Source organism: Roseovarius sp. BRH_c41, assembly GCF_000961715.1.
Taxonomy (GTDB): Bacteria; Pseudomonadota; Alphaproteobacteria; order Rhodobacterales; family Rhodobacteraceae; genus Roseovarius.
The window spans coordinates 156,015-177,827 of sequence record NZ_LADY01000047.1 but is presented as its reverse complement, the minus strand read 5'-3'; the positions used below and the strand labels follow the sequence as shown (position 1 = coordinate 177,827).

Here is a 21,813-nt window from a genome sequence, read left to right as displayed (position 1 = left end):
CTGTCTATCCTTCAGAGCCGCTGATGACGGCGCGCGCCCCGGTCCAAGCGCCGGCGGCGATGCTGGACATGCAGGAGGACGAGGATTTCGATACGATGATCGAGGCCTATGGGCTGGAGGATGGGTTGGAGGATGCACTCGAGAGGGCCGCCCCCGCGCCGCGCATTCCGGTGCCCGAGCCGCGCAAGGTGGTGCAGCACGCCCCGCGCAAGCCGGTGCAGCCCTCGTCGCGGGCGATGGCCGAGGCGCAACCGACCCTGAAGTTCGAGGCCCCGGCGCAACCGGAATATGAACTGCCGCCGCTCAGCCTCTTGGCGGACCCCGAGCAGATTCAGCGGCATCACCTGAGCGATGAGTCGCTGGAAGAAAACGCCCGGATGCTGGAAAGCGTGCTGGATGACTACGGCGTCAAGGGCGAGATTGTCAGCGTGCGCCCCGGTCCCGTGGTCACGATGTATGAGCTGGAACCGGCACCGGGGCTTAAGGCGAGCCGGGTGATCGGTCTGGCGGATGATATTGCGCGCTCGATGTCGGCGCTCTCGGCGCGGGTCTCGACGGTGCCGGGGCGGAGCGTCATCGGTATCGAATTGCCCAATGACAACCGCGAGATGGTGGGCTTTCGCGAAATCCTGTCGAGCCGCGCTTATGGCGATGGCAATCAAAAGCTGCCCTTGGCGCTGGGCAAGGATATTGGCGGTGATCCGATCGTGGCCAACCTTGCCAAGATGCCCCACCTCTTGATCGCGGGCACGACGGGGTCGGGGAAATCGGTGGCGATCAACACCATGATCCTGAGCCTCTTGTACAAGCTGACGCCGGATGAATGCCGTCTGATCATGATCGACCCCAAGATGCTGGAACTCAGCGTTTATGACGGCATTCCGCATCTTCTCTCCCCCGTTGTGACCGATCCGAAAAAGGCGGTGGTCGCGCTCAAATGGGTGGTGGCCGAGATGGAGGACCGCTATCGCAAGATGTCCAAGATGGGCGTGCGCAATATCGACGGCTATAATGGCCGGGTGGCCGAGGCGCTCAAGAAAGGCGAGATGTTCAGCCGTACGGTGCAGACCGGGTTTGACGACGATACCGGCGAGCCGGTGTTTGAAACCGAGGAATTCGCCCCCGAGAAGATGCCCTATATCGTGGTGATCGTCGACGAGATGGCCGATCTGATGATGGTCGCGGGCAAAGAGATCGAGGCCTGTATTCAGCGTCTGGCGCAGATGGCGCGCGCCTCTGGTATTCACCTCATCATGGCGACGCAGCGCCCCTCGGTCGATGTGATCACCGGCACGATCAAGGCGAATTTCCCGACGCGGATTTCGTTTCAGGTCACGTCAAAAATCGACAGCCGCACCATTCTGGGCGAGATGGGGGCGGAGCAGCTCCTGGGCATGGGCGACATGCTCTATATGGCCGGGGGCGGCAAGATTACCCGCTGCCACGGTCCATTCGTGAGCGATGAAGAGGTTGAAGAGGTGGTCAATCACCTCAAGGCTTACGGCCCGCCGACCTATGTGGGATCGGTGCTGCAAGGCCCGGACGAGGACAAGGCCGAGAGCATTGATGCGGTGCTGGGCCTGTCGTCGGGGAGCGGGGCTGAGGGCGATGATCTGCTGTATGATCAGGCCGTGGCCATTGTGATCAAGGATCGCAAATGCTCGACCTCCTATATTCAGCGGAAACTGGCGATTGGCTATAACAAGGCCGCGCGTCTGGTCGAGCAGATGGAGGATGAGGGCGTCGTCAGTTCCTCGAATCACGTCGGCAAGCGCGAGGTGCTGGTGCCGGAGCCGCAGTAGACCGCTGCGGATTCGGCGGCCTGTCGCCTGTTCCACGATTTTTTTACCTCTCCCACTGGTGCAATCCCGCGCGGGACGCCCTAAATTGAGAGCATGAAACATATGCGTATTCTCATGGTGCCCGTCCTCTGGGCGGCGATGGCCCTCCCGGCGGCGGCGGAAAAGCTGTCTTTGGGGGAAATTTCCACCTATCTCAACGGGTTGAAGACCGCTCAGGGTGCCTTTACCCAGATCAATGAGGATGGCACGATCAGCACTGGGCGCATTCTGATCAAGCGTCCCGGTCGGGTGCGGTTCGAATATGACCCGCCAGAAGAGGCGTTGGTGGTGGCGGATGGCGATACGGTCGGTATCATTGATCCGCGCTCGAACGACGGGCCGCAGGGCTATCCGCTCAACCGCACCCCGCTCAAGATCATTCTGGCACGCAACGTGGACCTGACGCGCGAGCGTATGGTGGTGGGGTATGGCAGCGACGGCACCTCGACCACGGTGCGGGCGCAAGACCCGGCAAACCCGGAATACGGCAGCATTGATCTGGTCTTTACAGGTAACCCCGTGGAATTGCGCCAATGGGTGATCCATGACGGCAGCGGCAGTCAGACCACGGTTGTTCTGGGGGACATGCAGCGCGATGTCCGGCTGAATGACGACAGTTTCGTCATTCCCGGCAAGGACCGCATGCGGATGGACCGATAAGCGGCCCGGCCTGACGGACGAACCGCCGTTGCCCTTTCAGATCAGACGACGCGCGCAGGTGCCAAGCTGGGCGCGATAGGTCTGAGACCGGCTTTCCACATCGCTCGCCACACGCAACAGCCACGGTTTGCTGTTGTAACTGGCACGCGCGAATCCGGTACGCCCCTCGTGATAGGCGAGATACTGGTTGCGCGCATCGCTGAGCGAAATGCCCAACCGTTCGTTGGATTGTGCCATGTACCAGCCCATGAAATCCGAGGCATCCCTGATATCGGTCCGCCGCGCGCTGTATTGGCCGGTGGCGCGCTGATACTCTTCCCAGGTGCCATCGAGGGCCTGACTATAGCCATAGGCCGAACTGATTCGTCCGGTCGGGATAATGCCGAGCGTCCAGCGAAACGGCGTGCGCGCATCGCTGATGAATTTGCTTTCCTGATAGAGTGTCGCCATCTGCACATGGGCTGGCACGCCCCATTTGCGCTCGGTCGCGCGAAAGGCGCGGGCGTATTCGGGACGCTCATCCAGAATGGCGCATGCGTGGTCAAGATTGCGCGGGGCAGTGCCATAGCCATTGCCGCCCCCACAGGAGGCCAGCACGAACAACACCATCAACGCGCGAAGAGTTCTGCTCATTTGCCTCTCGCTCTCTTTTTTTTTGCCAGTTTAGCGGAAAGCGTTTCCGGGGGGAATCACGAATTCACGGGCTTTGCGCCGAAGTCCGCTGTCACGCCTGGGTTCACAGACTGTTTCCCAACTGTTTCAGCCGATTATTGGACAAACCACCCTTGAAAGGTTTACAATCCAAAGGTAGGGGCAAACGCGATATGATTAGAACACGTGCAAAATATCATCTGGGCCAAGTGGTCCGTCACAAGAAGCACCCGTTTCGCGGGGTAATCTTTGATGTCGATCCGCAGTTCTCGAATACCGAGGAATGGTATGCCTCGATTCCCGAGGACAGCCGCCCGTCCAAGGAACAGCCGTTCTATCACCTGCTGGCGGAAAACGAGCAGAGCTACTATGTGGCCTATGTGAGCGAACAGAACCTCGTGGCCGATTATTCGGGCGAACCGGTGGATCACCCGGACATTCCCGATCTCTTCGGGCCGTTCGAGGATGGGCATTACCCGCTGCATTTCCAGTTGAACTGATGCAGGCAGGGCGCGCCGGACTGGCGCACCCTCTCCGATCTCAATACCCGAGCGCGCAGCCGTCCTTGCGCGGGTCGCTGCCCCCCTCAAGAACACCGTCCTCATGGATATAGATCGCCTGCGCACCGCCGATGGGGCCGGGTTGACGCAGGATGTCATGCCCCATGTCGGCAAGGGTCTGTGCCACATCGTCACCATAGCCCCGCTCAAGATTGAGGCCCAGAGGATCGGCAAAGGCGCGCGGTGCGTCGATGGCGGATTGCGGGTCCATCCCGAAATCGCGCAGGTTCGACACCATCCGCGCATGCCCCGTTGACTGATACGAGCCGCCCATCACGCCAAAGGGCATGGTGACGCGGCCATTCTCGGTCAACATGCCGGGGATGATCGTGTGCATCGGGCGCTTGCCGCCGCCGAATTCGTTGGGATGACCCTCTTCCAGAGTAAAGCCCGCGCCGCGGTTTTGCAGTAGCACGCCGAATTTCTCGGACGCGATGCCAGAGCCGAACCCGTGGAAGATCGAATAGATCAGCGACACCGCCATCCGGTCACGGTCCACCACGGTAATATAGATCGTGTCGCGATGCACCGACTCGGTCAGGGGTTTGGCGGCGGCCATGGCGCGTTTGGGATCAATCAGCGCGGCCAGTTTCGCTGCCGTCTCATCCGAGAGCATATAGTCGAGTTTGCGCATGTGATCGGGGTCGGCGATAAAGCGGTTGCGCGCGTCATAGGCGAGCTTGGTGGCCTCGGCCTCGATATGGACACGCTCTGCGCCAAACGGGTCCATGCTGGCCATATCGAAATGTTTCAGGATGTTGAGCAGCAGGATCGCGGTGGCACCCTGGCCGTTTGGTGGATGCTCGACCAGATTGGCACCTTTGTAATCGCCGCTGACCGGGGTGGTGTAATCGCAGCGCTGGCCGGCGAAATCGGCGGCCGTATGGGTGCCGCCCATGGCGTTGAGCGTGGCGAGGATGTCTTCGGCCACTTCGCCCTCGTAATAGGCGGCGCGGCCATCCTTGGCGACGCGGCGCAGCACCTCGGCCTGACCGGGGGCGCGGAACATCTGGCCTGCCTTGGGCGGGGTGCCTGTGGGCATGAAATGGGTGCGGCCATGCCCCTGAAGCACAGCGCCCGCTGTGGGCCAGTCAAAGGCCACGCGGGGGGCCACTGGCACGCCCTCTTCGGCATAGCGGATGGCGGGGGCCAAGAGCGCATCGAGCCCAAGCCGCCCGTGATCGGCGCTGAGTTGGCAAAAGGCGTCGATGGCACCGGGGACGGTGACCGCATGCGCGCTCTGGAGCGGCACAGTGTCATGGCCTGCGGCACGCAGCGCGGCGGCAGAGGCGCCAGCGGGTGCGCGACCAGAGCCGTTGAGCGCCTGAATGGTGTTGCTGCCGGGCGCGTTGAAAAGCACAAAACAATCACCGCCGATGCCGGTCATCTGTGGCTCGCAGAGGCCGAGCAGGACCGCGCCCGCGATGGCGGCATCCATGGCGTTGCCACCGCGTTCGAGCATGTCGATCGCAGCCTTGGCCGCAAGTGGATGCGACGTGGCGCACATCCCATTGGTGGCGAATGTGGCCGAGCGGCCGGGCGTATGAAAATCGCGCATATCGTGTCCTTGTGTCAGTGGTAAAAGGACACTAGGCGCAGTCGCAGGATTTGCCAATCGGGGAGGGGTGGTAAAACCTCGGCGTCGCGCGCTGGGTGGGGGCAATTACACGCGCCGCCGAGGGAAGCCATATGCAGCTACAGACTTCGTTATGCTGGGGCTGTGCGGCGTGAGTTTGCTCAGATTGAGGTAAAATTGCGGCGGGCGATTCCTCTGGTTGTATCAGGGCGCGCTCCGCCCGAAGGCGAGCGTCAGGTGGTTCCAGCCCGCGTGGCGGCGATAGTCGATCCGGTCCGTGAGGGCGCGAATCAGAAACCAGCCGAATCCCCCCTCGGGCAGATTGTCGCGCGCGACGGTGTGTGCAGGACGATCGCCGCCGGGAAGGTCAAGCCCGGGCAGGGCCCTGCCGTGGTCACTGAGCACGCAGATGAGCCGCGCCGGGGACAAAGTGGCGACGAGGCGGATCGCGCCCCGTGCGTCCGCTGCATAGGCATGTTCCACGATATTGTTGAGCGCCTCGGCCAAGGCGAGTTCGACTGAACCACAGAGGTCCTCTGCTATGCCCTGCGCCTGCAGCCAGTGCCGCGCCTGTGCGAGGATGTCCCGCACCGTGAGGTCGTCCGTTGCCGTTGCGGTGAGTGTGAACCTCTGTGACGTTCTCTGTGGTGTGCTCTGCGGTCTGCTCTGTGGTGTGGCGTGCTGGGTCAACGCGCGCTCCCTTTGGTGATGGTCATGGCGCTGTGCGCTCAACCGGGTCACCCGGTGGCGCGGGATCTGAGATCGAGGATATCATCATGGATCGTAAAGACCGATTCCATCCGGGTCAGGCGAAACACCTTGGCGACATCGGGCGTGAGCCCGGCCAGATCGAGCCGCCGCGCGCCCCCCATCTGTTTCATCGCGGCGACAATCGCGCCCAGACCGCTCGAATCGACAAAGGTCACATTGCTGAGGTCCAGCACCACATGCCCCGCCCCGGTCGCGGTGGCGGCGCGCATGGCGTCCTTGAACCGGATGGCGGCGGCGGCATCAATGCGCGCCTCGCCAACCGTGATGATGGTCATCTGAGAATACTGGGTGGATTGCAGATCCATGGTGCCTCCGGCGGGATACGTAGTAATACAGGGCACGCTAGACCCAATTCCTTACCATTCGGTATGCAGGATCAGGATTTGCGAGGAGGCAAAGATGCAAGATGTGGTGATCGCAGGGGCGTCGCGCACGCCCATGGGCGGATTTCAAGGCGATTTCGATGGGGTGTCGGCGGCGGAACTGGGCGGGGTTGCGATTCGCGCGGCACTGGCGGATGCCGGGGCCAAGACCGTTGATGAGGTGCTGATGGGCTGCGTGCTGCCCGCAGGGCAGGGGCAAGCCCCGGCGCGACAGGCCGGGTTTCTGGGCGGTCTTGGCGAAGAGGTGCCGGCCACCACGCTCAACAAAATGTGCGGATCGGGGATGAAGGCGGCGATGCTGGCCTTTGACCAGATCGCTCTGGGCCAAGTTGAGGTGATGATCGCGGGCGGCATGGAATCGATGTCGGGCGCGCCCTACCTTTTGCCCAAGATGCGCGGCGGGGCGCGCTTGGGTCATACGCAGGTGGTCGATCACATGTTTCTCGACGGGCTGGAGGATGCCTATGACAAGGGCCGCCTGATGGGCACCTTTGCCGAAGATTGCGCCGAGGCATTTCAGTTCACCCGCGAGGCGCAGGATGCCTATGCGCTGGCCTCGTTACAGGGCGCGCTGGAGGCGCAGGCCTCGGGTGCCTTCGCGCGCGAGATTGCCCCGGTCACGGTCCGGACCCGCAAGGGCGAGGCGGTGATCACCGCCGATGAGCAACCCGCCAAGGCGCGGCCCGAGAAGATCCCGACGCTGAAACCGGCGTTTCGCGCGGGCGGCACGGTGACGGCGGCCAATTCCTCGTCGATCAGCGATGGCGCGGCGGCGCTGGTGCTGGCGTCGCGCGCGGCAGCAGAGGCGCGGGGCTTGCAAATTCGCGCCCGGATCATGGGGCATGCGAGCCATGCGCAGGCCCCCGGCCTCTTTACCACCGCGCCGGTGCCTGCGGCGCGCAAGCTCTTGGACCGGCTGGGCTGGAGCGTGGCGGATGTCGATCTCTGGGAGGTGAACGAGGCCTTTGCGGTGGTGCCCATGGCCTTCATGCACGAGATGGGCGTGGCGCGGGAGCGGATCAACGTCAATGGCGGGGCCTGTGCGCTCGGTCATCCGATTGGTGCGTCCGGCGCGCGGATCATGGTGACGCTGCTCAACGCATTGGAAACACGCGGGCTGCGCCGTGGCGTGGCCGCCATCTGTATCGGTGGCGGCGAGGGGACTGCGATTGCGATTGAACGGGTCTGATGCTGATCAGGCCGCCTCTAGATCGCGCCGCATGGTGGCCATGCCCCGGCGGCGCGACAGTTCCTCGTATCCCGCCTTGCGATAGAGGTTGAGCGCGGGCGCGTTGTCGAGCTCCACCTTGAGGGTGATGGTCAGCGCGTTGAGTTGGCGCGCGGCCTCTTCGGCGAGGGACAAGAGCACCTCGCCGGTGCCGCCGCGCATACGTTCTTCGACAAAGACATAGGTGAGGTGGCGCACTTCGGGGCCGACGCCGACGCGCAGGGCGAAAAAGCCCACTTCGTGCCCGTCTTCGTCACAGAGATAAAAGGTCTCGTCCTCAAGATCGCCCACCCATTTCAGCGCCCATTCGCGCGCGTCGAACGGATGGCTGGCCTGCGGATTGACCAGCGCCAGATCATCCTTGTCAGTCAAAAGCCGCGCCAGCGGTTCCAGATCACGGGTCAGGTTGCGGTGCAGGCTCAGACGGGACATGTGTCGGTTTCCTTATAGTCGATGTCGGATTCGTATTCGGGGCGCGTCTTTGCCATGGTCGGGCACAGGATGCAACCGGATCGCAGGCTCTGGTATTGGATCGCAGGGCGTGGCATATCGCGGGCATGCGGATTGATTATGACCATATTGCACGGACCATCGCCGCGCTCACCGACGGGGAGAGCGACGAGGTTGCGCTGATGGCCACTGTGGTGTGCGAGGTGCATCATGCCGATGATCGGTTTGACTGGACCGGGTTTTACCGTGTGACAGCGCCCGAAATGCTCAAGATCGGACCCTATCAGGGCGGGCATGGATGCCTGAGCATCCCGTTTTCACGCGGTGTCTGTGGCGCTGCGGCGCGCATGGGCACGGTGCAATTGGTGCCGGATGTCGAGGCCTTTCCGGATCATATCGCCTGTGCCAGTTCCACCCGGTCCGAGATCGTGTTGCCGGTGCGGGATGGGGCGGGGCGGGTGATTGCGGTGTTCGATATCGACAGCGATCAACAGGCGGCCTTTACCGAGGAAGACGCCGCACGGCTTGGCGAGATACTGGCGGCTGTGTTCGGACGGATTTGAGGGGCTGGGAGGCGGCAGGACGGGTTTTGGCCTGAAGCTGTCGTTTAATTTGACACGCGCGCGGAACAAGGCGCGAAGCGCCGCCGCGCGATCGCTGGGCCGTCCGTCGCACCGAAGGTGCGCCGCTTTGCCTCGGCACGCCTTTGGCGTGACGGCCTAGCGATTTTGAGATGTAGTGCATCTCTTAGAAGTCATACGGACTTTGCTTGCATTAAGTGGCAGTTGCCGCCGTTGCATCGCTAGTCCCCGGCCCAGCGACCGCGCGGCTCATCGCTCAGGTCCAATGTCCCCTTCAGGCCATTCCCCGCTCTGCCCAATCGAAACCTAGTCAACGCCCCTTCCACACCGGATCACGCTTTTCGGCAAAGGCGCGCGCGCCCTCTTGCTGATCCTCAGAGGCGTAGAGACTATCCACCGTCTCGAACTGTCGCCGGGTGATCCGGTTCATCGCATCCTGAAAGCGTAGCGCCTCGGCCTCGCGCACGATTTCCTTGATCGCGGCATAGACGAGCGGCGGGCCACTGGCGATGGTCTGGGCCATGGCGCGGGCCTCGGTCATCAGCCGGTCGGCGGGATGGACGTGGTTGACCAGCCCCCAGTGCGCGGCCTCTTTTGCATCAAACCAGCGGCCCGTGATCAGGAGTTCCATGGCGATGTGATAGGGGATGCGTTTGGGTAGTTTCACGCTGGCGGCATCGGCCACGGTGCCGGACCGGATTTCGGGCAGGGCAAAACTGGCGTGCTCAGCGGCAAGGATAATGTCCGCCGACAGCGCCAGTTCCAGCCCGCCGCCACAGGCGATGCCATTGATGGCGGCAATCACCGGCTTGTTCATCCCGCGCAATTCCTGCAATCCGCCAAAGCCGCCGACGCCATAGTCGCTGTCCGGCGCCTCGCCCTCTGCGGCGGATTTGAGATCCCAGCCGGGGCAAAAGAACTTTTCGCCCGCCCCGGTCAGGATCGCCACGCGCAGCTCGGGATCGTCGCGGAACGCGCGAAACACCTCGCCCATGATCCGGCTGGTGGCGGCGTCGATGGCATTCGCCTTGGGGCGGTCCAGTGTCACCTCAAGCACGGCTCCGTTGCGTTCGGTGCGAATGGGGGTGTCGGTCATGGTCTCTCTCCCTTGGTAATGAGCGCATCCACGGCAACTGCGTCCTTGGCGGTGCAGAGGAGCGGGTTGATTTCCACCTCTTCCAGGCTGTCGGCATGGGCGGTCACATAGTCCTGAACCGCCATGACCGCCCGGAGGATGGCGGCGCGGTCGGCGGCGGGCTGGCCGCGATAGCCGCCCAGCAGGGGTGCAAGGCGCAGGCGGTTCAACGCCTGCGTAATGTCCGCCTCCGTCACCGGCAAGAGCAGGCAGGTTGTATCGCGCAGGATCTCGGTGAGCGTGCCACCCGCGCCCAGCGTCAGCACGAAACCATGCGCCGGATCACGCAGCACACCGATCAGCAGTTCCGCAATCGTGCCCGCGATCATCTCCTCGATCAGCCAGCTTTGACAGGGCATGGCGCGGGCCGTGGCCTCTGCCTCGGGACGGTCGCCCGCGTGGCGGACAAAGACCACGCCGCCGGCTTCGGTCTTATGCGCCAGCCCCTCGGCCTTGATCACCAATGGCAGGGGCATGGCGGTGAGGATCGGGGTGAGATCAGCAGCAGAGGTGGCGCGGCGGGCCTGCGGGATGCGCAAACCATGGGCGGCGAGCGCGGCCTTGGCCTCGGCCTCGGTCAAGGTGCGGGGCTGCGCGGGCGTGCCGGGCAGAAGCAGGGGGGCCGGTGTGGTGCGCGCCTGTCCCAGCCACGCGGCGTGGGCAATGGCGGCAAGACCATCATCCAGCCCGGCCAGTGGGATCAAACCGCTTGCAATGGCGCGCTCGGCCACGCTCTCGGACAGGCAATCGGGCAGGGTGGCGATCAGGGCGAGCGGCTTGCCCACCCGGCCTTGCGCCTCTGCGCCCGCCTCGAAAATACAGTCCCAGGCAGCGGGATCGCAGCGGTCGGGACGCGGAAAATCGGCGATCAGCACGCCGATGTCGGCGGGGCCATCAAGGGCGGCGGTGAATGTCGCGGCCATGGCAGGCACATCGCCCCAGATAAAGGTGTGGTAGTCCAGCGGGTTGGCCAGAGCCACCCGTGGTCCGAGGGCGGCGCGCAGGGCGCTGGCCTGTGCGGGGGTGAGCGGCGGCAAGGTAACGTCGTGTTCAAGGGCGGTGTCGGCCATCAGGCTCGCCTCGCCGCCAGAACAAGAGATCGAGGCTATAGCATTGCCCGGCAAGGGGCCTGCAAAATGCAGCAGTTTCAGGGTTTCCAGCATCTGTGGCAGGGATGTGACCTGCGCGATGCCCAACCGCGCCAAGAGGGCGGCCGCCCCCGCGCCACTCCCGGCCAATGAGGCGGTGTGCGATTGCGTGGCGGCGCGCGCTTGGTCCGAGCGCCCGGATTTGAGCGCAACGATGGATTTGCCCGCCTTGTGCCCAGCCTCGGCCAAGGCCTCAACGGCGCGCAGATCACCCACCCCCTCGATATGCAGGCCAAGGGCGGTGACGCGGGGATCCTCAAGAAGCGCACGGCCAAGGTCGGCAAGACCCAACTGCGCCTGATTGCCCACCGTCATGAGATAGGCAATCGGCAGGCCGCGCGCCTGCATGCTGAGGTTGATGGCGATGTTCGAGCTTTGCGTGAGGATCGCCACGCCGCTCTTGCAGCGTTGCCCGCCATGCTGATCAGGCCAGAGCAGCGCACCATCGAGGTAATTGACGAAGCCATAGCAATTGGGGCCGATAATCGGCATCGCGCCCGCCGCTTGCAGCAGTCGCGCCTGCATCTGCGCACCGTCGCCCAGCTCTGCCTCGGCCTCGAGAAAGCCTGCGGCAAAGCAGACAGCGCCGCCCGCGCCCATATCCCGAAGCTGCGCAATGGTTGTGATCGTCGCCTCGCGGTTAACGCCGACAAAGACCGCATCGGGCACGCCGGGCAGGGCGTCAAGCGACGGATAGGCGCGCGCGCCGCCGATCTCCGCCTTGGTCGGATGCACTGGCCAGACCGGCCCGGCAAAGCCCATGGCCGCGCATTGGCGGATGAGATTGGCACACCATGTGCCGCCGCCAATCACGGCGATGGAGGCGGGGCGCAGGAGGCGGGAGAGGTCACGCATGGGGCTGGCCTTGAGAAAAGAGGTCGGATGCCTCCGGCGGGGATATTTCTGGCAAGAAGAAGCGGCCATAACGGTCTGTTAACCGCGCATCGCTAATCATGTCCCACGGTACAGGCGGGGACGCCGATGACCGTGCAAGGAGAAAGGCATTGTCCTCTCCGGGGGATGGCCGGACGCCGGTCTCCCCCTTTCTTCTTGCTGCAAATATCCCCGCCGGTGGCATCAAAACTCTTACGCTCCCAAAGGCCGCAGCATCTCGCGGCTGATGATATGGCGCTGGATCTCGGACGTGCCGTCCCAGATGCGTTCGACCCGTGCATCGCGCCAGAACCGCTCGATCGGGAGGTCGTCCATCAGCCCCATACCGCCGTGGATTTGCAGCGTGGCATCGGTCACGCGGGCCAGCATTTCCGAGGCATAGAGCTTGGCGCTGGCGATCTCGCGGTTGGCGGGCAGGCCCTGATCGAGCCGCCAGGCGGCATTGAGGGTCAAAAGATCGGCCGCGTCGATCTCGGTGATCATGTCGGCCAGTTGAAAGCTGACGCCCTGGAACTTGCCGATCGCCTGCCCGAATTGTTCCCGCTCCGCCGCATAGCGCAGCGCGTGGTCAAAGCAGCGGCGCGCGCGGCCCACCGCCATGGTGGCTACGGTGATCCGCGTGGCGTAGAGCCAGTCGTTCATGACCGCAAAGCCGCCATCGACCTCGCCCAGCACCTGGGCACCCGGCAGGCGGCAATCGTCGAATTCCAGCACCATGTTCTTGTAGCCGCGATGGCTGACGGATTTGTATCCGTCGCGGATGGTAAAGCCCGGCGTGCCGCGATCCACGAGGAAGGTGGTGATCCGCTTTTTCGGCCCCTTGTCGGTCTGATCCTCGCCGGTGGCGACAAAGACGATGACGAAATCGGCGTGATCGGCGCCCGAAATGAAATGCTTGGTGCCGTTGAGCACCCAATCACCGCCATCCCGGCGCGCCGTGCATTTCATGCCGCGCACGTCCGATCCGGCCCCCGGTTCGGTCATGGCGAGCGCATCCATCCGCTCGCCGCGCACCGCCGGATGCAGGTAGCGCTCGATCTGTTCGCCCTTGCAGGCCATCAGGATATTCTGCGGCCGCCCGAAGAAATGCGTGAGCGCCATGGAGCCGCGCCCCAACTCGCGCTCGACAAGGGCGAACTCGAGGTGGCTGAGCCCCGCGCCGCCGACAGCCTCGGGAAAGTTGCAGGCGTAAAAGCCAAGGTCGATGGTTTTCTGCTTGATGGCTTGGGCCACGTCGGCGGGCACCTCGCCGGTGCGCTCGACAAGGGCTTCGTGGGGGTAAATCTCATTCTCGACAAAGCTGCGCACGGTGGAGACGATCATGTCCTGCTCGTCAGTCAATCCGAAATGCATGTCACGCCTCCTTGTGCCGTTTGGCGAGCGCCTCGACTCGCGCCAGCACATCGGCACGCGGATCACAGGATTTGCGGGAGGTGAGATCGACATGCAGCATGAACTGGTCGGAGGTGGCCAGAAGCGCGCTATCGCTCTCGCGCTTCATCTCGTGGAAACAGCGCAGCTTCTTGCCTTCGCCTTGGGTCACACGCGTCTCGACGCGGACATATTCGCCGGCATGGGCTTCGGCCAGAAAGCTGATGGTGTTCTCGACCGTGAAATAGCTGAGACCGCCCGCGATATACGCGGCATCCGCGCCGACATGGGCCATCACCGCATCGGCGGCGTCACTGAAAAGCTGGCCAAAGCGGCCCTCGTTCATATGGCCGTTGTAATCAGTCCAATCCGCTGGGATCACGCGGCGGGCACTGATAATGGGCGTGCTGTCGCTGAGCGGGGCAGTGATCGTTGCCTGATGTTCGTTGATCAGCCGTCCCGCCGCATTGCCCTGTTGGCGCAGCGCGCGCAGCATGGCGACAAGGTTATTGTCGCGTTTGCGTTCGAGTTCGCGGATCGTCAAATGACCCGATTGCGCATCCGATTGATCGGCGATCATCTGGGCCAAGTCCTCGGTCAGTTCCGGCACATCCATCAGCTTGGTCCAGGGCCATTGCAGACAGGGGCCAAACTGGTCGATGAAATGTTTCATGCCTGCCTCGCCACCCGCAATGCGGTAGGTCTCGAACAGGCCCATTTGGCCCCAGCGCAGGCCAAAGCCATAGCGGATGGCGTTGTCGATTTCCTCGGTGGTGGCGATGCCGTCCTTGATCAGCCAGAGCGCCTCGCGCCAGACGGCCTCAAGGAAGCGGTCGGCGATATGAGCGTCGATTTCCTTTTGCACATGCAGGGGGAAATGGCCGAGCGAGGTGAGGATGTCCTTGCTGCGCGCGATAAGGGTCGCGTTGTTTTTGTCGGTGGTCACCAGTTCGATCAGCGGCAAGAGGTAGACCGGGTTGAACGGATGGGTGACTACGATCTGTTCGGGGCGCGTGGCGCAGCCCTGCAATTCCGAGGGTTTGAAGCCGGACGTGGACGAGCCGATGATGGCCGCCGGATCGCAATGCTCTTGCAGGGTTTGAAAGACCTTGCGTTTCAGTTCCAGCCGCTCGGGCACGCTTTCCTGTATCCATTCTGCGCCCATGACGGTTTCGGACATTGTCGTGTGAAAGCTAAGCGTGCCTTCTGGGGGGAGGGCCACGTCATAGAGCATGGGCAGGGCGTGGCGGGCATTGGCCAGCACCGCGTCGATCTTGCGTGCGGCCTCTGGGTCGGGGTCGAACACCCGCACATCCCAGCCATTGAGGAGGAAACGCGCGGCCCAGCCGCCGCCGATCACGCCACCGCCGATGATTGCTGCTGTTCTCGTCATTAGACCATGCTCTCCGTATGTCCGTCCACGGCCAGTATCTGGCCCGTTATCTTGTTTGCTGCGGGGGAGGCGAGGAAAAGCGCCATATCCGCCAGATCATCCGCCGTGACCCATGTGCGCAGGCTGGTGCCGCGCGCGTAAAGCGTGCGAACCTCATCCTCACTCCGGCCAGAGGCGCGGGCCTCCATCTCCACGACACGCTCCATGCGCGGGCCTTCGACCGCGCCGGGGGCGATGGCGTTGACGCGCACGCCTGCGGGGCCAAGCTCCATCGCCAGCGTCTTGGTCAGCCCCACCAGCCCCCATTTGGCGGCCACATAGGGCGTGCGATAGGGCACGCCGTGCAGGCCCGAGGTGGAGGTGGTGATCAGGATCAGCCCCGCGCCTTGCGCCCGCATCACCCGTGCCGCCCATCGGCACGCGAGGAAGGTGCCAAAGAGGTTGACGCCGACACAGGCCTGCCACGCGGCATAGTCCAGATCCTCGATCCGGCCCGCAGGACCGCCGGTGCCGGCATTGGCGCAGAGCACATCGGCCCCACCCCATGTCGCCTCGACATCGTCCAGAAAGGCCGTCATCTGCGCCTCGTCGGTCACGTCGGCCTGATGCGCGATCATCGCGGGATGATCGGCCTGCATCCGGGCCACCGCATCGCCATCGGCATCGCAAATCGCCACCCGGTCGCCGCGTGCGGCAAAGCGTTCGGCCAGCCTGCGCCCGATCCCCGACGCGCCGCCGGTGATCACGACGCGCTGGTTCATCCGCGCGGGGCCCGTTTGGTGAGGCGCAGTTTCTGCCGGACCTCGGCGGGGGTCATCAGGCGCGCGCCCAGACCTTCGATAATGCCACGGGCACGCTCGACCAGTTGCGCATTGGTGGCCAGAACGCCCTTGTCGAGCATGAGATTATCCTCAAGCCCGACGCGCACATGCCCGCCCGCCAGCACCGAAGCCGCAACATAGGGCATCTGGTGGCGACCAAGGGCAAAGGCGGAAAAGGTCCAATTCTCTGGCACGTTATTCACCATCGCCATGAAGGTGTTGAGATCGTCCGGCGCCCCCCATGGCACGCCCATGCAAAGCTGCACCAGCGCGTCGGGCTCCAGAATGCCATCCTTGACCAGCTGCTTGGCAAACCACAGATGGCCGGTGTCAAACGCCTCAATCTCGGGCTTTACGCCCAGGTCTGTCATCATCCGGCCCATGGCCTGCAACATGCCGGGGGTGTTGGTCATGACATAATCGGCCTCGGCGAAATTCATCGTGCCGCAGTCGAGGGTGCAGATTTCTGGCAGGCATTCGGCGACATGGGCGACACGCTCGGTGGCACCGGCCATATCGGTGCCCTTGGGCGAGAGCGGCAGAGGCGATTCCACGCCGCCAAAGATCATGTCGCCACCCATCCCCGCCGTCAGATTGAGCACCACATCGGTGTCGCTGTCGCGGATGCGGTCGGTCAACTCGCGAAAGAGTTTGAGATCGCGCGAGGGCGCGCCGGTTTCGGGGTCGCGCACATGGCAATGCACCACGGCGGCCCCTGCCTTGGCGGCGGCAATCGCGCTCTCGGCGATGTCCTTGGGCGAGCGCGGGACATGCGGGCTTTTGTCCTGCGTCGCCCCCGATCCGGTGACGGCACAGGTGATGAAAACCTCGCGGTTCATGGTGAGCGGCATGGTATCCTCCGGCTTGGGTGTTGGCCTCAGCCTAACGTGCTGGCAGGGCGATTGAGTGTGCGCTATAAGACAATAATCATGCCGCAATGGACAAAATCATCCAGCGCCCCGGTGCGCATCGCGCTCCTGCTCTTTGACAGGTTCTCGAACCTGTGCCTTGCCAATTGTCTGGAGCCATTGCGCGCCGCCAATACGCTGGGGCCGCGGCGCGGGTTTGACTGGCAGATCCTGACACTGGACGGCGCGCCCGCGCGCTCATCCAGCGGGATCGAGGTGCTGGCGCATGGTGGGCTGGGGGCGCTGACCGCCTGCGATTACCTCTTTGTGCTGGCGAGCTACGATCACGACCGGCACGACACCGCCGCCACCCGCCGCGCGCTGCAAGGCGCGGCGCGGCGGGCGGAGGTGACGGTGGGGCTGGATAGCGGACCGTGGCTCTTGGCCTCTGCGGGGCTCTTGGATGGGCGGCGGGCGACGGTGCATTGGGACTTGCTCGATGCCTTTACAGAGCGGTTTCTGGCGGTCACGCCAGAACGCGCGCGGGTGCTGCGCGACGGGACGCGGATGACCTGTGCGGGGGCGATGTCGGCGCTTGATCTCACGCTGGGGCTGATCAGCGATCATCTGGGTATGGCGGTGCGAATTGATGTCGAGGCGCTGTTCCTGCATGGCGATCCGCCTGTCACCCCGGCGCGCGAGGATGCGGCGGTGGGTGATCCGCTCTTGCGACGGGCGCTGGGGCTGATGCGCGACAATGTCGAGCGGCCTTTGTCGCTGAGCGATCTGGCGCGGCGACTGTCGTGCCAGCCGCGCACGTTGGATCGGCGGTTTCGGGCGGGCCTTGGCGCACCGCCGGGGGCGGTCTATCGCCGTCTCAGGCTCGCGGCGGCGCGCAAGCTGGTCGAAAACACGCGGCTGGGTATGGCGGAGATTGCGCTGCGCTCGGGCTACGAATCGCCTGCGGCGCTCACTCGCGCGCTGCGGCGGCAGTATGGCACCACGCCGCGCGCCCTCCGGCGGGGGTGAGGCGCGTCAGTCCTTGCGATGCTTCTCGCGCTTGGCGCGGTAATCGGCGATCTGCGCCTCCAGACGGTCGGCATAGGCGGCGCGATCAGCATCAGACATGGCCGCGAGATGCGTCAAAAGCACCTCCTGCCCCATCTCGAAGCGCGCGGCAAATCCGTCGCGCTGGGTGCGCATCTGCGCCGCGACCCGGTCGGCGTCAAACGGCACGGCGCGCAGGTCTGCGACCAGCCCGTCGAAACTCTCGCCGATGCTGGGGGCGGTATCAGCGCGGTCGCGCCAGGCATCCCGCATCGCGCGGCCAATGGCGCGGCGGTCCGCATCCGAGAGCGCGCGCGTGAGCGGCCCCCCGGCCATGTCGAGCCGCGAGGGGTGATGACCGGCATGATCGCCGCCATGGCGCAGCGCCCAGCCCGCCGCCAACCCCGCCACCGCAAGGTTGAGCGCCAGAGAGGCCACCAAAAGCGCCCGCACCCAAGGCTTGGGCCGCGCTGTGGTCTGCTGCTCTGCCATCAGAAATCCCCTGCCAGTTCAAACACCGCTTCGGGTGTGATATCGACCAGATAGGCCGCCTCACTGCTGCCGGATAGTCCCTCGGGCAGGGCGGTGCCGATCCAGACGCCCGCCAAAACGGCCGTTGTCAGCCCGGCCATCGCGGGCCAGCCGCCCAACAGGCGATAGAGCTGTTCCAAGAGACCAGAGCGCGGCGCGGCGCGGGCGGTCTCTGCCCGGCGGGTGATCCAGACCTGTTCGGCCTCTGCATCGCTGAGGACGCGCGCCAGCAACTCTGCCGAAGGCGCCGGCGGATGGGCACGGGCGGCGTCAAAGAACGCGCCAAGCCCGCCAATATCCTGATCCTTATCGCTCATCGACATATCCCAACTCCTCTTGTCGCCCCGCCAGAAGCGCACTGAGTGCGCGCTTGCCGCGTGAGGTCAGACTTTCGACCGCCTCGACGGTCACGTCCATGATGTCGGCGATATCCGGGTTCGCCAACCCTTCGATATGGCGCAGAACCACCGCTTGCCGCTGCCGTTCGGGCAACTGATCCAGCGCGGATTGCAGCGCATCGGCGCGGGCGCGGTCCTGCATCTGCTCGGCGGCGCTGGCTTGCCCATCCTCGGGCTCGGGGATCGCCTCAAGCGGCAGATTGCCGCCGCGCGCCCGTCTGCGCCGGTCGATGCAGAGATTGGCCACCACGCGGTAGAGCCAGGTGCTGACCTTGGCCTCGCCGGGGCGCCACTCGGGGGCCTGCCGCCAGAGCCGCAAGAGTGCCTCTTGCGCCACATCCTCGGCCTCTGTGCGGTTGCCCAAGAGGCGGTAGCCATGCGCCATGACACGCGGTGTGAGGCGCAGTGTCAGGATGCGCGCGGCCATGGCGTCACCCTCCGCGAACCGCGCCAAGAGCGCGTCGTCGGGCAAATCCTCCATGGCGTCGAATGGCATGCGCATCGCCCTCTAGCGTATCCTTCGGATCGGCCCCTGACCAGAGGCCCGGCGCGGGGGCGTGCCCCGCGCCGGCAAATGTTACTCGCTTGCCTTCTTGTCCTTCATCTTGCCGTGATGCTTGCCGCGCATCTCGGAGAACTCTTCCTTGGAAATCGCGCCATCGCCATCGGCGTCGATCTTTTCGAACATCTTGCCCTTGTTGCGGGCCTGCATTTCGTCGGGGCTGAGCTTGCCATCGCTGTTGGCATCGTGCCGCTCGATCATGTGATCGGCATAGGCGGCCATGCGTTCGGCCTGACGCTCGGTCATGCGCGCGACCAACTCGTCCTTGGACAGGGCCCCGTCGCCATCGCTATCGGCCCCCTCGAAACGGGCCTGCATATGGGCGGTCATTTCCTCGGGTGTGATCTTGCCATCTGCATCGGCATCCAGCTCTTCAAAGCTGTGGCGCATGCCAATGCCCATCTTGCCCTTGTGGCTGTCGGCCTGTGCCACACTCAGCCCACCGGCCAGAATCGCAGTCGTCAGACCCACCATCAACGCTGTCTTTTTCATCGTCTTGATCTCCCTCAGGGATTTGATGTCATCTCGCGAAGCGCCCCGCTCTTCGGGGCGTTTCTAAGGTCTCTAACGCGGGGTGCTGCCCGCTCCGTCGCAGGAGATGAAATTAATTGCGGACAGCCGCGGTTTTTGCGACATCGCGCCGCAAGGACGGTCTGTCACCTTTTCTCTAGGACCGGCATGCGCCATATTTGCGTAAACCCAGAGCGAGGCCACGATGCGCGACACAACGATACCCCAAACCGACCGGGCCCTGTGGCCTGCGCTGCGCCGTGGCTTTTCCCGCAAATGCCCGAATTGCGGCAGCGGTCCGATTCTCAGCAGCTATCTCAAACTGCGCGACACCTGCCCGGTCTGCCGCGAGGATCTGAGCCATGCGCGCGCCGACGATGGCCCGGCCTATCTGACGATTCTGATTGTGGGGCATCTGATGGCCCCGCTGCTGCATATCGCCTTTGTGCAGTTCCGGCCCGAACCTCTGGTGCTCTTTACCATATTCGCTATTGGCACCATCGCGCTGTCGCTCTACCTTTTGCCACGGTTGAAGGGGGCCATTGTGGCCTTTCAATGGGCGCGGCTGATGCATGGGTTCAAGATGAGCCACTAGCCCCGCCGCAAAGGGGCAGGCATGACCGCAATCGACAAGACCGCCATTCGCGACGCCGCGACCGTGATCGTATTGCGCGATCCGGACCGCCCGCATGTGCTTATGGGGCAGCGCGGGGCGACCGCCGCGTTCATGCCCAACAAATTCGTCTTTCCCGGTGGGGCGGTCGATGCGGGGGACGCGGGTATTCCGCTGGCACGCCCTCTGCCGCCGCTCTGCGCCACGCGGCTGACCGAGGATTGCGACCGCGATCTGAGCCACGCGATTGCCGCCGCCGCCATTCGGGAACTGTGGGAGGAAACCGGGCTGGCGCTTGGGATGCCCGGCGCATGGCCGGGGGCGGTGCCCGGCGATTGGGCGGGCTTTGCCGCGCGCGGTCTGGTGCCGGTGGCTGATCCGCTGCAATTCGTGTTTCGCGCCATCACCCCGCCGGGCCGCCCGCGCCGCTTTGATGCGCGGTTCTTTCTGGTGCATGCCGAGGCATTGGCCGGAGACCCGGACGATTTTTCCGCCGCCTGCGAGGAATTAAGCCATTTGCAGTGGATTCCCTTGGAAGAGGCGCGCCGCTTTGACCTGCCGTTTATTACCGAGGTGGTGCTGGCCGAGGTCACGGCGCGCGCACATGACCGCAACCCGCCCGTGTCGGTGCCGTTCTTCCGCAATGATGACGAGGAGAGCCTGTTTTTGCGATTGAAGGGCGCGGCGGCTGGGTGACAGGGGGGCGTTTCGTTTACTTCTGCGCGGAACAAGGCGCGTAGCGCCGCCGCGCGGATCGCTGGGCCGTCCCGCGGCCTAGCGATTATGAGAAGGCGCGACTCGCTGTGAGGTCATACGGACTTTGCAGGCATAAAGTGGCAGCCACGGGTGTTGCTTCGCTAGTCCCCGGCCCAGCGACCGCGCGGATCAGCGCTCCCGCCCACACCCGCCTTACCTTAGCGCCACCACCGCGATCACCGAGAGCGTGATGAGCGCAATCCCCCAGCCCTCCCGCCGGGAAATCCGCTCGCCGAAAAACAGCACCGAGGCGAAAAGCGAAAAGATCACCTCGACCTGTCCCACCGCAAACACCATCGCCGCATTTTGCAGCGTAAAGGCGGTAAACCAGCAGAGACTGCCCGCCATGCCCGTCAGCCCCATCCAGACCGCCGTGCGCCGCGCCGCGATCACACGCCCCACCTGACCCGGTTCGCGCCACATCAGCCAGAGCGTGAGCGCTACCGCCTGCATCACCGTCACCACCATCAGCGACAGACCTGCGCGCAGCAGCGGGTCGTCACTCGCAATCTCCAGCGTAGCGCCGCGATAGCCCACGGCAGAGACTGCAAAAAACGCCCCCGAGGCCAGCCCAAGCGCTGCCGCGCGATTGCCAAAACGTCGCCACCAGCGGCCCTCAAATCCCGGTGTTTCGGACAGGATCAGCACGCCGATCAGCCCCAACAGGATCGCACCGAGGCCCAGCCATGTGATCCGGTCACCCAGAATCACAAGGCCCACGAGGGCGGTCTGCACCACCTCGGTTTTCTTGAAGGTGATGCCAACGGCGAAATTACGCTCCGCAAAGAGCGCCACCACACACCATGTCGCCAGAATCTGCGTCAGCCCGCCCACGACGGCATAGGCCCAGAACATCGGCGTGTACCCCGGCCAAGTGGCCCCTGTAGCGGCCAGATACCCCAGCGACAGCGCCACAACGAAGGGCGCGGAATAGAAGAACCGCGCCAGGGTCGCGCCACCTGCGCTGAGTGCGCCCATGCTCAGGTGCTTTTGCAGCATGAAGCGCAGCGTTTGAAACGCCGCCGCCGCAATCGAGAGAAAGATCCAAGGCTCCATGCCGGTCATGCGCCCCGCAGTGGCGCAAA

At 64.3% G+C, this 21,813-nt stretch carries 24 protein-coding genes; 8 read left to right on the top strand and 16 right to left on the bottom strand.

The features are described 5' to 3' along the window. On the top strand, window positions 1-1,802 hold a 1,802-nt coding region (locus tag VR71_RS14165; RefSeq protein ID WP_296430425.1), incomplete at its 5' end, for a DNA translocase FtsK. A gap of 93 nt (window positions 1,803-1,895) precedes the next feature. After that, the gene (locus VR71_RS14160) at window positions 1,896-2,501 is read left to right on the top strand and encodes an outer membrane lipoprotein carrier protein LolA (protein WP_009817583.1); all 606 of its coding nucleotides are present in this window, start codon (window positions 1,896-1,898) and stop codon (window positions 2,499-2,501) included. Between the two features lie 36 nt (window positions 2,502-2,537). Here VR71_RS14160 and VR71_RS14155 read toward each other — a convergent pair whose 3' ends face one another. Continuing rightward, complete coding sequence (locus VR71_RS14155) at window positions 2,538-3,134, bottom strand: lytic transglycosylase (protein ID WP_045684978.1); 597 nt, start codon at window positions 3,132-3,134, stop codon at window positions 2,538-2,540. 191 nt (window positions 3,135-3,325) lie between these two features. On the opposite strand from VR71_RS14155, the gene hspQ reads away from it, so the two are divergent. Further along, complete coding sequence (hspQ, locus tag VR71_RS14150; protein ID WP_009817586.1) at window positions 3,326-3,652, top strand: heat shock protein HspQ; 327 nt, start codon at window positions 3,326-3,328, stop codon at window positions 3,650-3,652. 40 nt (window positions 3,653-3,692) lie between these two features. Here the strand turns inward: hspQ and VR71_RS14145 are convergent, their stop codons facing one another. The 3 genes from VR71_RS14145 to VR71_RS14135 form a co-directional block, all read right to left on the bottom strand. Further along, window positions 3,693-5,270 carry a gamma-glutamyltransferase family protein gene (locus tag VR71_RS14145; RefSeq protein WP_045684974.1) on the bottom strand — a complete coding sequence of 526 codons (1,578 nt, stop codon included), beginning with the start codon at window positions 5,268-5,270 and terminating at the stop codon, window positions 3,693-3,695. A 222-nt stretch (window positions 5,271-5,492) separates the two neighbouring features. Continuing rightward, window positions 5,493-5,978, bottom strand: coding sequence for an ATP-binding protein (locus VR71_RS14140; protein WP_296430424.1), 486 nt, complete (start codon window positions 5,976-5,978; stop codon window positions 5,493-5,495). 47 nt (window positions 5,979-6,025) lie between these two features. Next, window positions 6,026-6,364 (bottom strand): STAS domain-containing protein, encoded by a 339-nt coding sequence (locus VR71_RS14135; protein ID WP_045684969.1) that lies wholly within the window; start codon window positions 6,362-6,364, stop codon window positions 6,026-6,028. Window positions 6,365-6,458: 94 nt separating this feature from the next. Here VR71_RS14135 and VR71_RS14130 point away from each other — a divergent pair, with 94 nt between their 5' ends. Next, window positions 6,459-7,631, top strand: coding sequence for an acetyl-CoA C-acyltransferase (locus VR71_RS14130; protein ID WP_045684966.1), 1,173 nt, complete (start codon window positions 6,459-6,461; stop codon window positions 7,629-7,631). A gap of 6 nt (window positions 7,632-7,637) precedes the next feature. On the opposite strand, the gene VR71_RS14125 is transcribed toward VR71_RS14130, so the two are convergent. Beyond that, on the bottom strand, window positions 7,638-8,102 hold the full coding sequence (locus VR71_RS14125; protein WP_045684963.1) for an N-acetyltransferase: 465 nt from the start codon (window positions 8,100-8,102) through the stop codon (window positions 7,638-7,640). Window positions 8,103-8,227: 125 nt separating this feature from the next. Between VR71_RS14125 and VR71_RS14120 the strand changes: the two genes are divergently transcribed. After that, a complete protein-coding gene (locus tag VR71_RS14120; protein WP_045684961.1) occupies window positions 8,228-8,683 on the top strand; it encodes a GAF domain-containing protein in 456 nt (151 codons plus the stop codon). A gap of 328 nt (window positions 8,684-9,011) precedes the next feature. Here VR71_RS14120 and VR71_RS14115 read toward each other — a convergent pair whose 3' ends face one another. From VR71_RS14115 to VR71_RS14090, 6 genes are all read right to left on the bottom strand, one after another. Continuing rightward, window positions 9,012-9,797, bottom strand: coding sequence for a carnitinyl-CoA dehydratase (locus VR71_RS14115; protein ID WP_045684958.1), 786 nt, complete (start codon window positions 9,795-9,797; stop codon window positions 9,012-9,014). After that, the gene (locus VR71_RS14110) at window positions 9,794-11,839 is read right to left on the bottom strand and encodes an acetate--CoA ligase family protein (RefSeq protein WP_045684955.1); all 2,046 of its coding nucleotides are present in this window, start codon (window positions 11,837-11,839) and stop codon (window positions 9,794-9,796) included. Before VR71_RS14110 ends, VR71_RS14115 begins: the two co-directional genes overlap by 4 nt. A 231-nt stretch (window positions 11,840-12,070) precedes the next feature. Next, a complete protein-coding gene (locus tag VR71_RS14105; protein WP_045684951.1) occupies window positions 12,071-13,231 on the bottom strand; it encodes an acyl-CoA dehydrogenase family protein in 1,161 nt (386 codons plus the stop codon). 1 nt (window position 13,232) lies between these two features. Further along, on the bottom strand, window positions 13,233-14,642 hold the full coding sequence (locus tag VR71_RS14100) for a carnitine 3-dehydrogenase (protein ID WP_045684949.1): 1,410 nt from the start codon (window positions 14,640-14,642) through the stop codon (window positions 13,233-13,235). Beyond that, window positions 14,642-15,403: an SDR family oxidoreductase gene (locus VR71_RS14095; RefSeq protein ID WP_045684948.1), complete on the bottom strand. Its 762-nt coding sequence runs from the start codon at window positions 15,401-15,403 to the stop codon at window positions 14,642-14,644. Before VR71_RS14095 ends, VR71_RS14100 begins: the two co-directional genes overlap by 1 nt. Next, a complete protein-coding gene (locus VR71_RS14090) occupies window positions 15,400-16,314 on the bottom strand; it encodes a 3-keto-5-aminohexanoate cleavage protein (protein WP_045684945.1) in 915 nt (304 codons plus the stop codon). The genes VR71_RS14095 and VR71_RS14090 overlap by 4 nt, the downstream gene beginning before the upstream one ends. A gap of 78 nt (window positions 16,315-16,392) precedes the next feature. On the opposite strand from VR71_RS14090, the gene VR71_RS14085 reads away from it, so the two are divergent. Then, window positions 16,393-17,340 carry a GlxA family transcriptional regulator gene (locus VR71_RS14085; protein ID WP_045684943.1) on the top strand — a complete coding sequence of 316 codons (948 nt, stop codon included), beginning with the start codon at window positions 16,393-16,395 and terminating at the stop codon, window positions 17,338-17,340. Window positions 17,341-17,346: 6 nt separating this feature from the next. On the opposite strand, the gene VR71_RS14080 is transcribed toward VR71_RS14085, so the two are convergent. From VR71_RS14080 to VR71_RS14065, 4 genes are all read right to left on the bottom strand, one after another. Next, window positions 17,347-17,850, bottom strand: a complete 504-nt coding sequence (locus tag VR71_RS14080; RefSeq protein WP_045684941.1) for a periplasmic heavy metal sensor — start codon at window positions 17,848-17,850, stop codon at window positions 17,347-17,349. Continuing rightward, window positions 17,850-18,212, bottom strand: coding sequence for a hypothetical protein (locus VR71_RS14075; RefSeq protein WP_296430423.1), 363 nt, complete (start codon window positions 18,210-18,212; stop codon window positions 17,850-17,852). The genes VR71_RS14080 and VR71_RS14075 overlap by 1 nt, the downstream gene beginning before the upstream one ends. Next, on the bottom strand, window positions 18,196-18,789 hold the full coding sequence (locus VR71_RS14070) for an RNA polymerase sigma factor (protein ID WP_009817602.1): 594 nt from the start codon (window positions 18,787-18,789) through the stop codon (window positions 18,196-18,198). The genes VR71_RS14075 and VR71_RS14070 overlap by 17 nt, the downstream gene beginning before the upstream one ends. A gap of 75 nt (window positions 18,790-18,864) precedes the next feature. Next, on the bottom strand, window positions 18,865-19,341 hold the full coding sequence (locus VR71_RS14065; protein ID WP_045684935.1) for an EF-hand domain-containing protein: 477 nt from the start codon (window positions 19,339-19,341) through the stop codon (window positions 18,865-18,867). 223 nt (window positions 19,342-19,564) lie between these two features. Between VR71_RS14065 and VR71_RS14060 the strand changes: the two genes are divergently transcribed. Next, window positions 19,565-19,954 carry a DUF983 domain-containing protein gene (locus tag VR71_RS14060; protein ID WP_009817604.1) on the top strand — a complete coding sequence of 130 codons (390 nt, stop codon included), beginning with the start codon at window positions 19,565-19,567 and terminating at the stop codon, window positions 19,952-19,954. Window positions 19,955-19,975: 21 nt separating this feature from the next. Beyond that, window positions 19,976-20,668, top strand: a complete 693-nt coding sequence (locus VR71_RS14055; RefSeq protein WP_009817605.1) for an NUDIX hydrolase — start codon at window positions 19,976-19,978, stop codon at window positions 20,666-20,668. A gap of 213 nt (window positions 20,669-20,881) precedes the next feature. Here VR71_RS14055 and VR71_RS14050 read toward each other — a convergent pair whose 3' ends face one another. Then, window positions 20,882-21,784, bottom strand: a complete 903-nt coding sequence (locus tag VR71_RS14050) for an EamA family transporter (RefSeq protein WP_045684932.1) — start codon at window positions 21,782-21,784, stop codon at window positions 20,882-20,884. Window positions 21,785-21,813 lie beyond the last annotated feature (29 nt).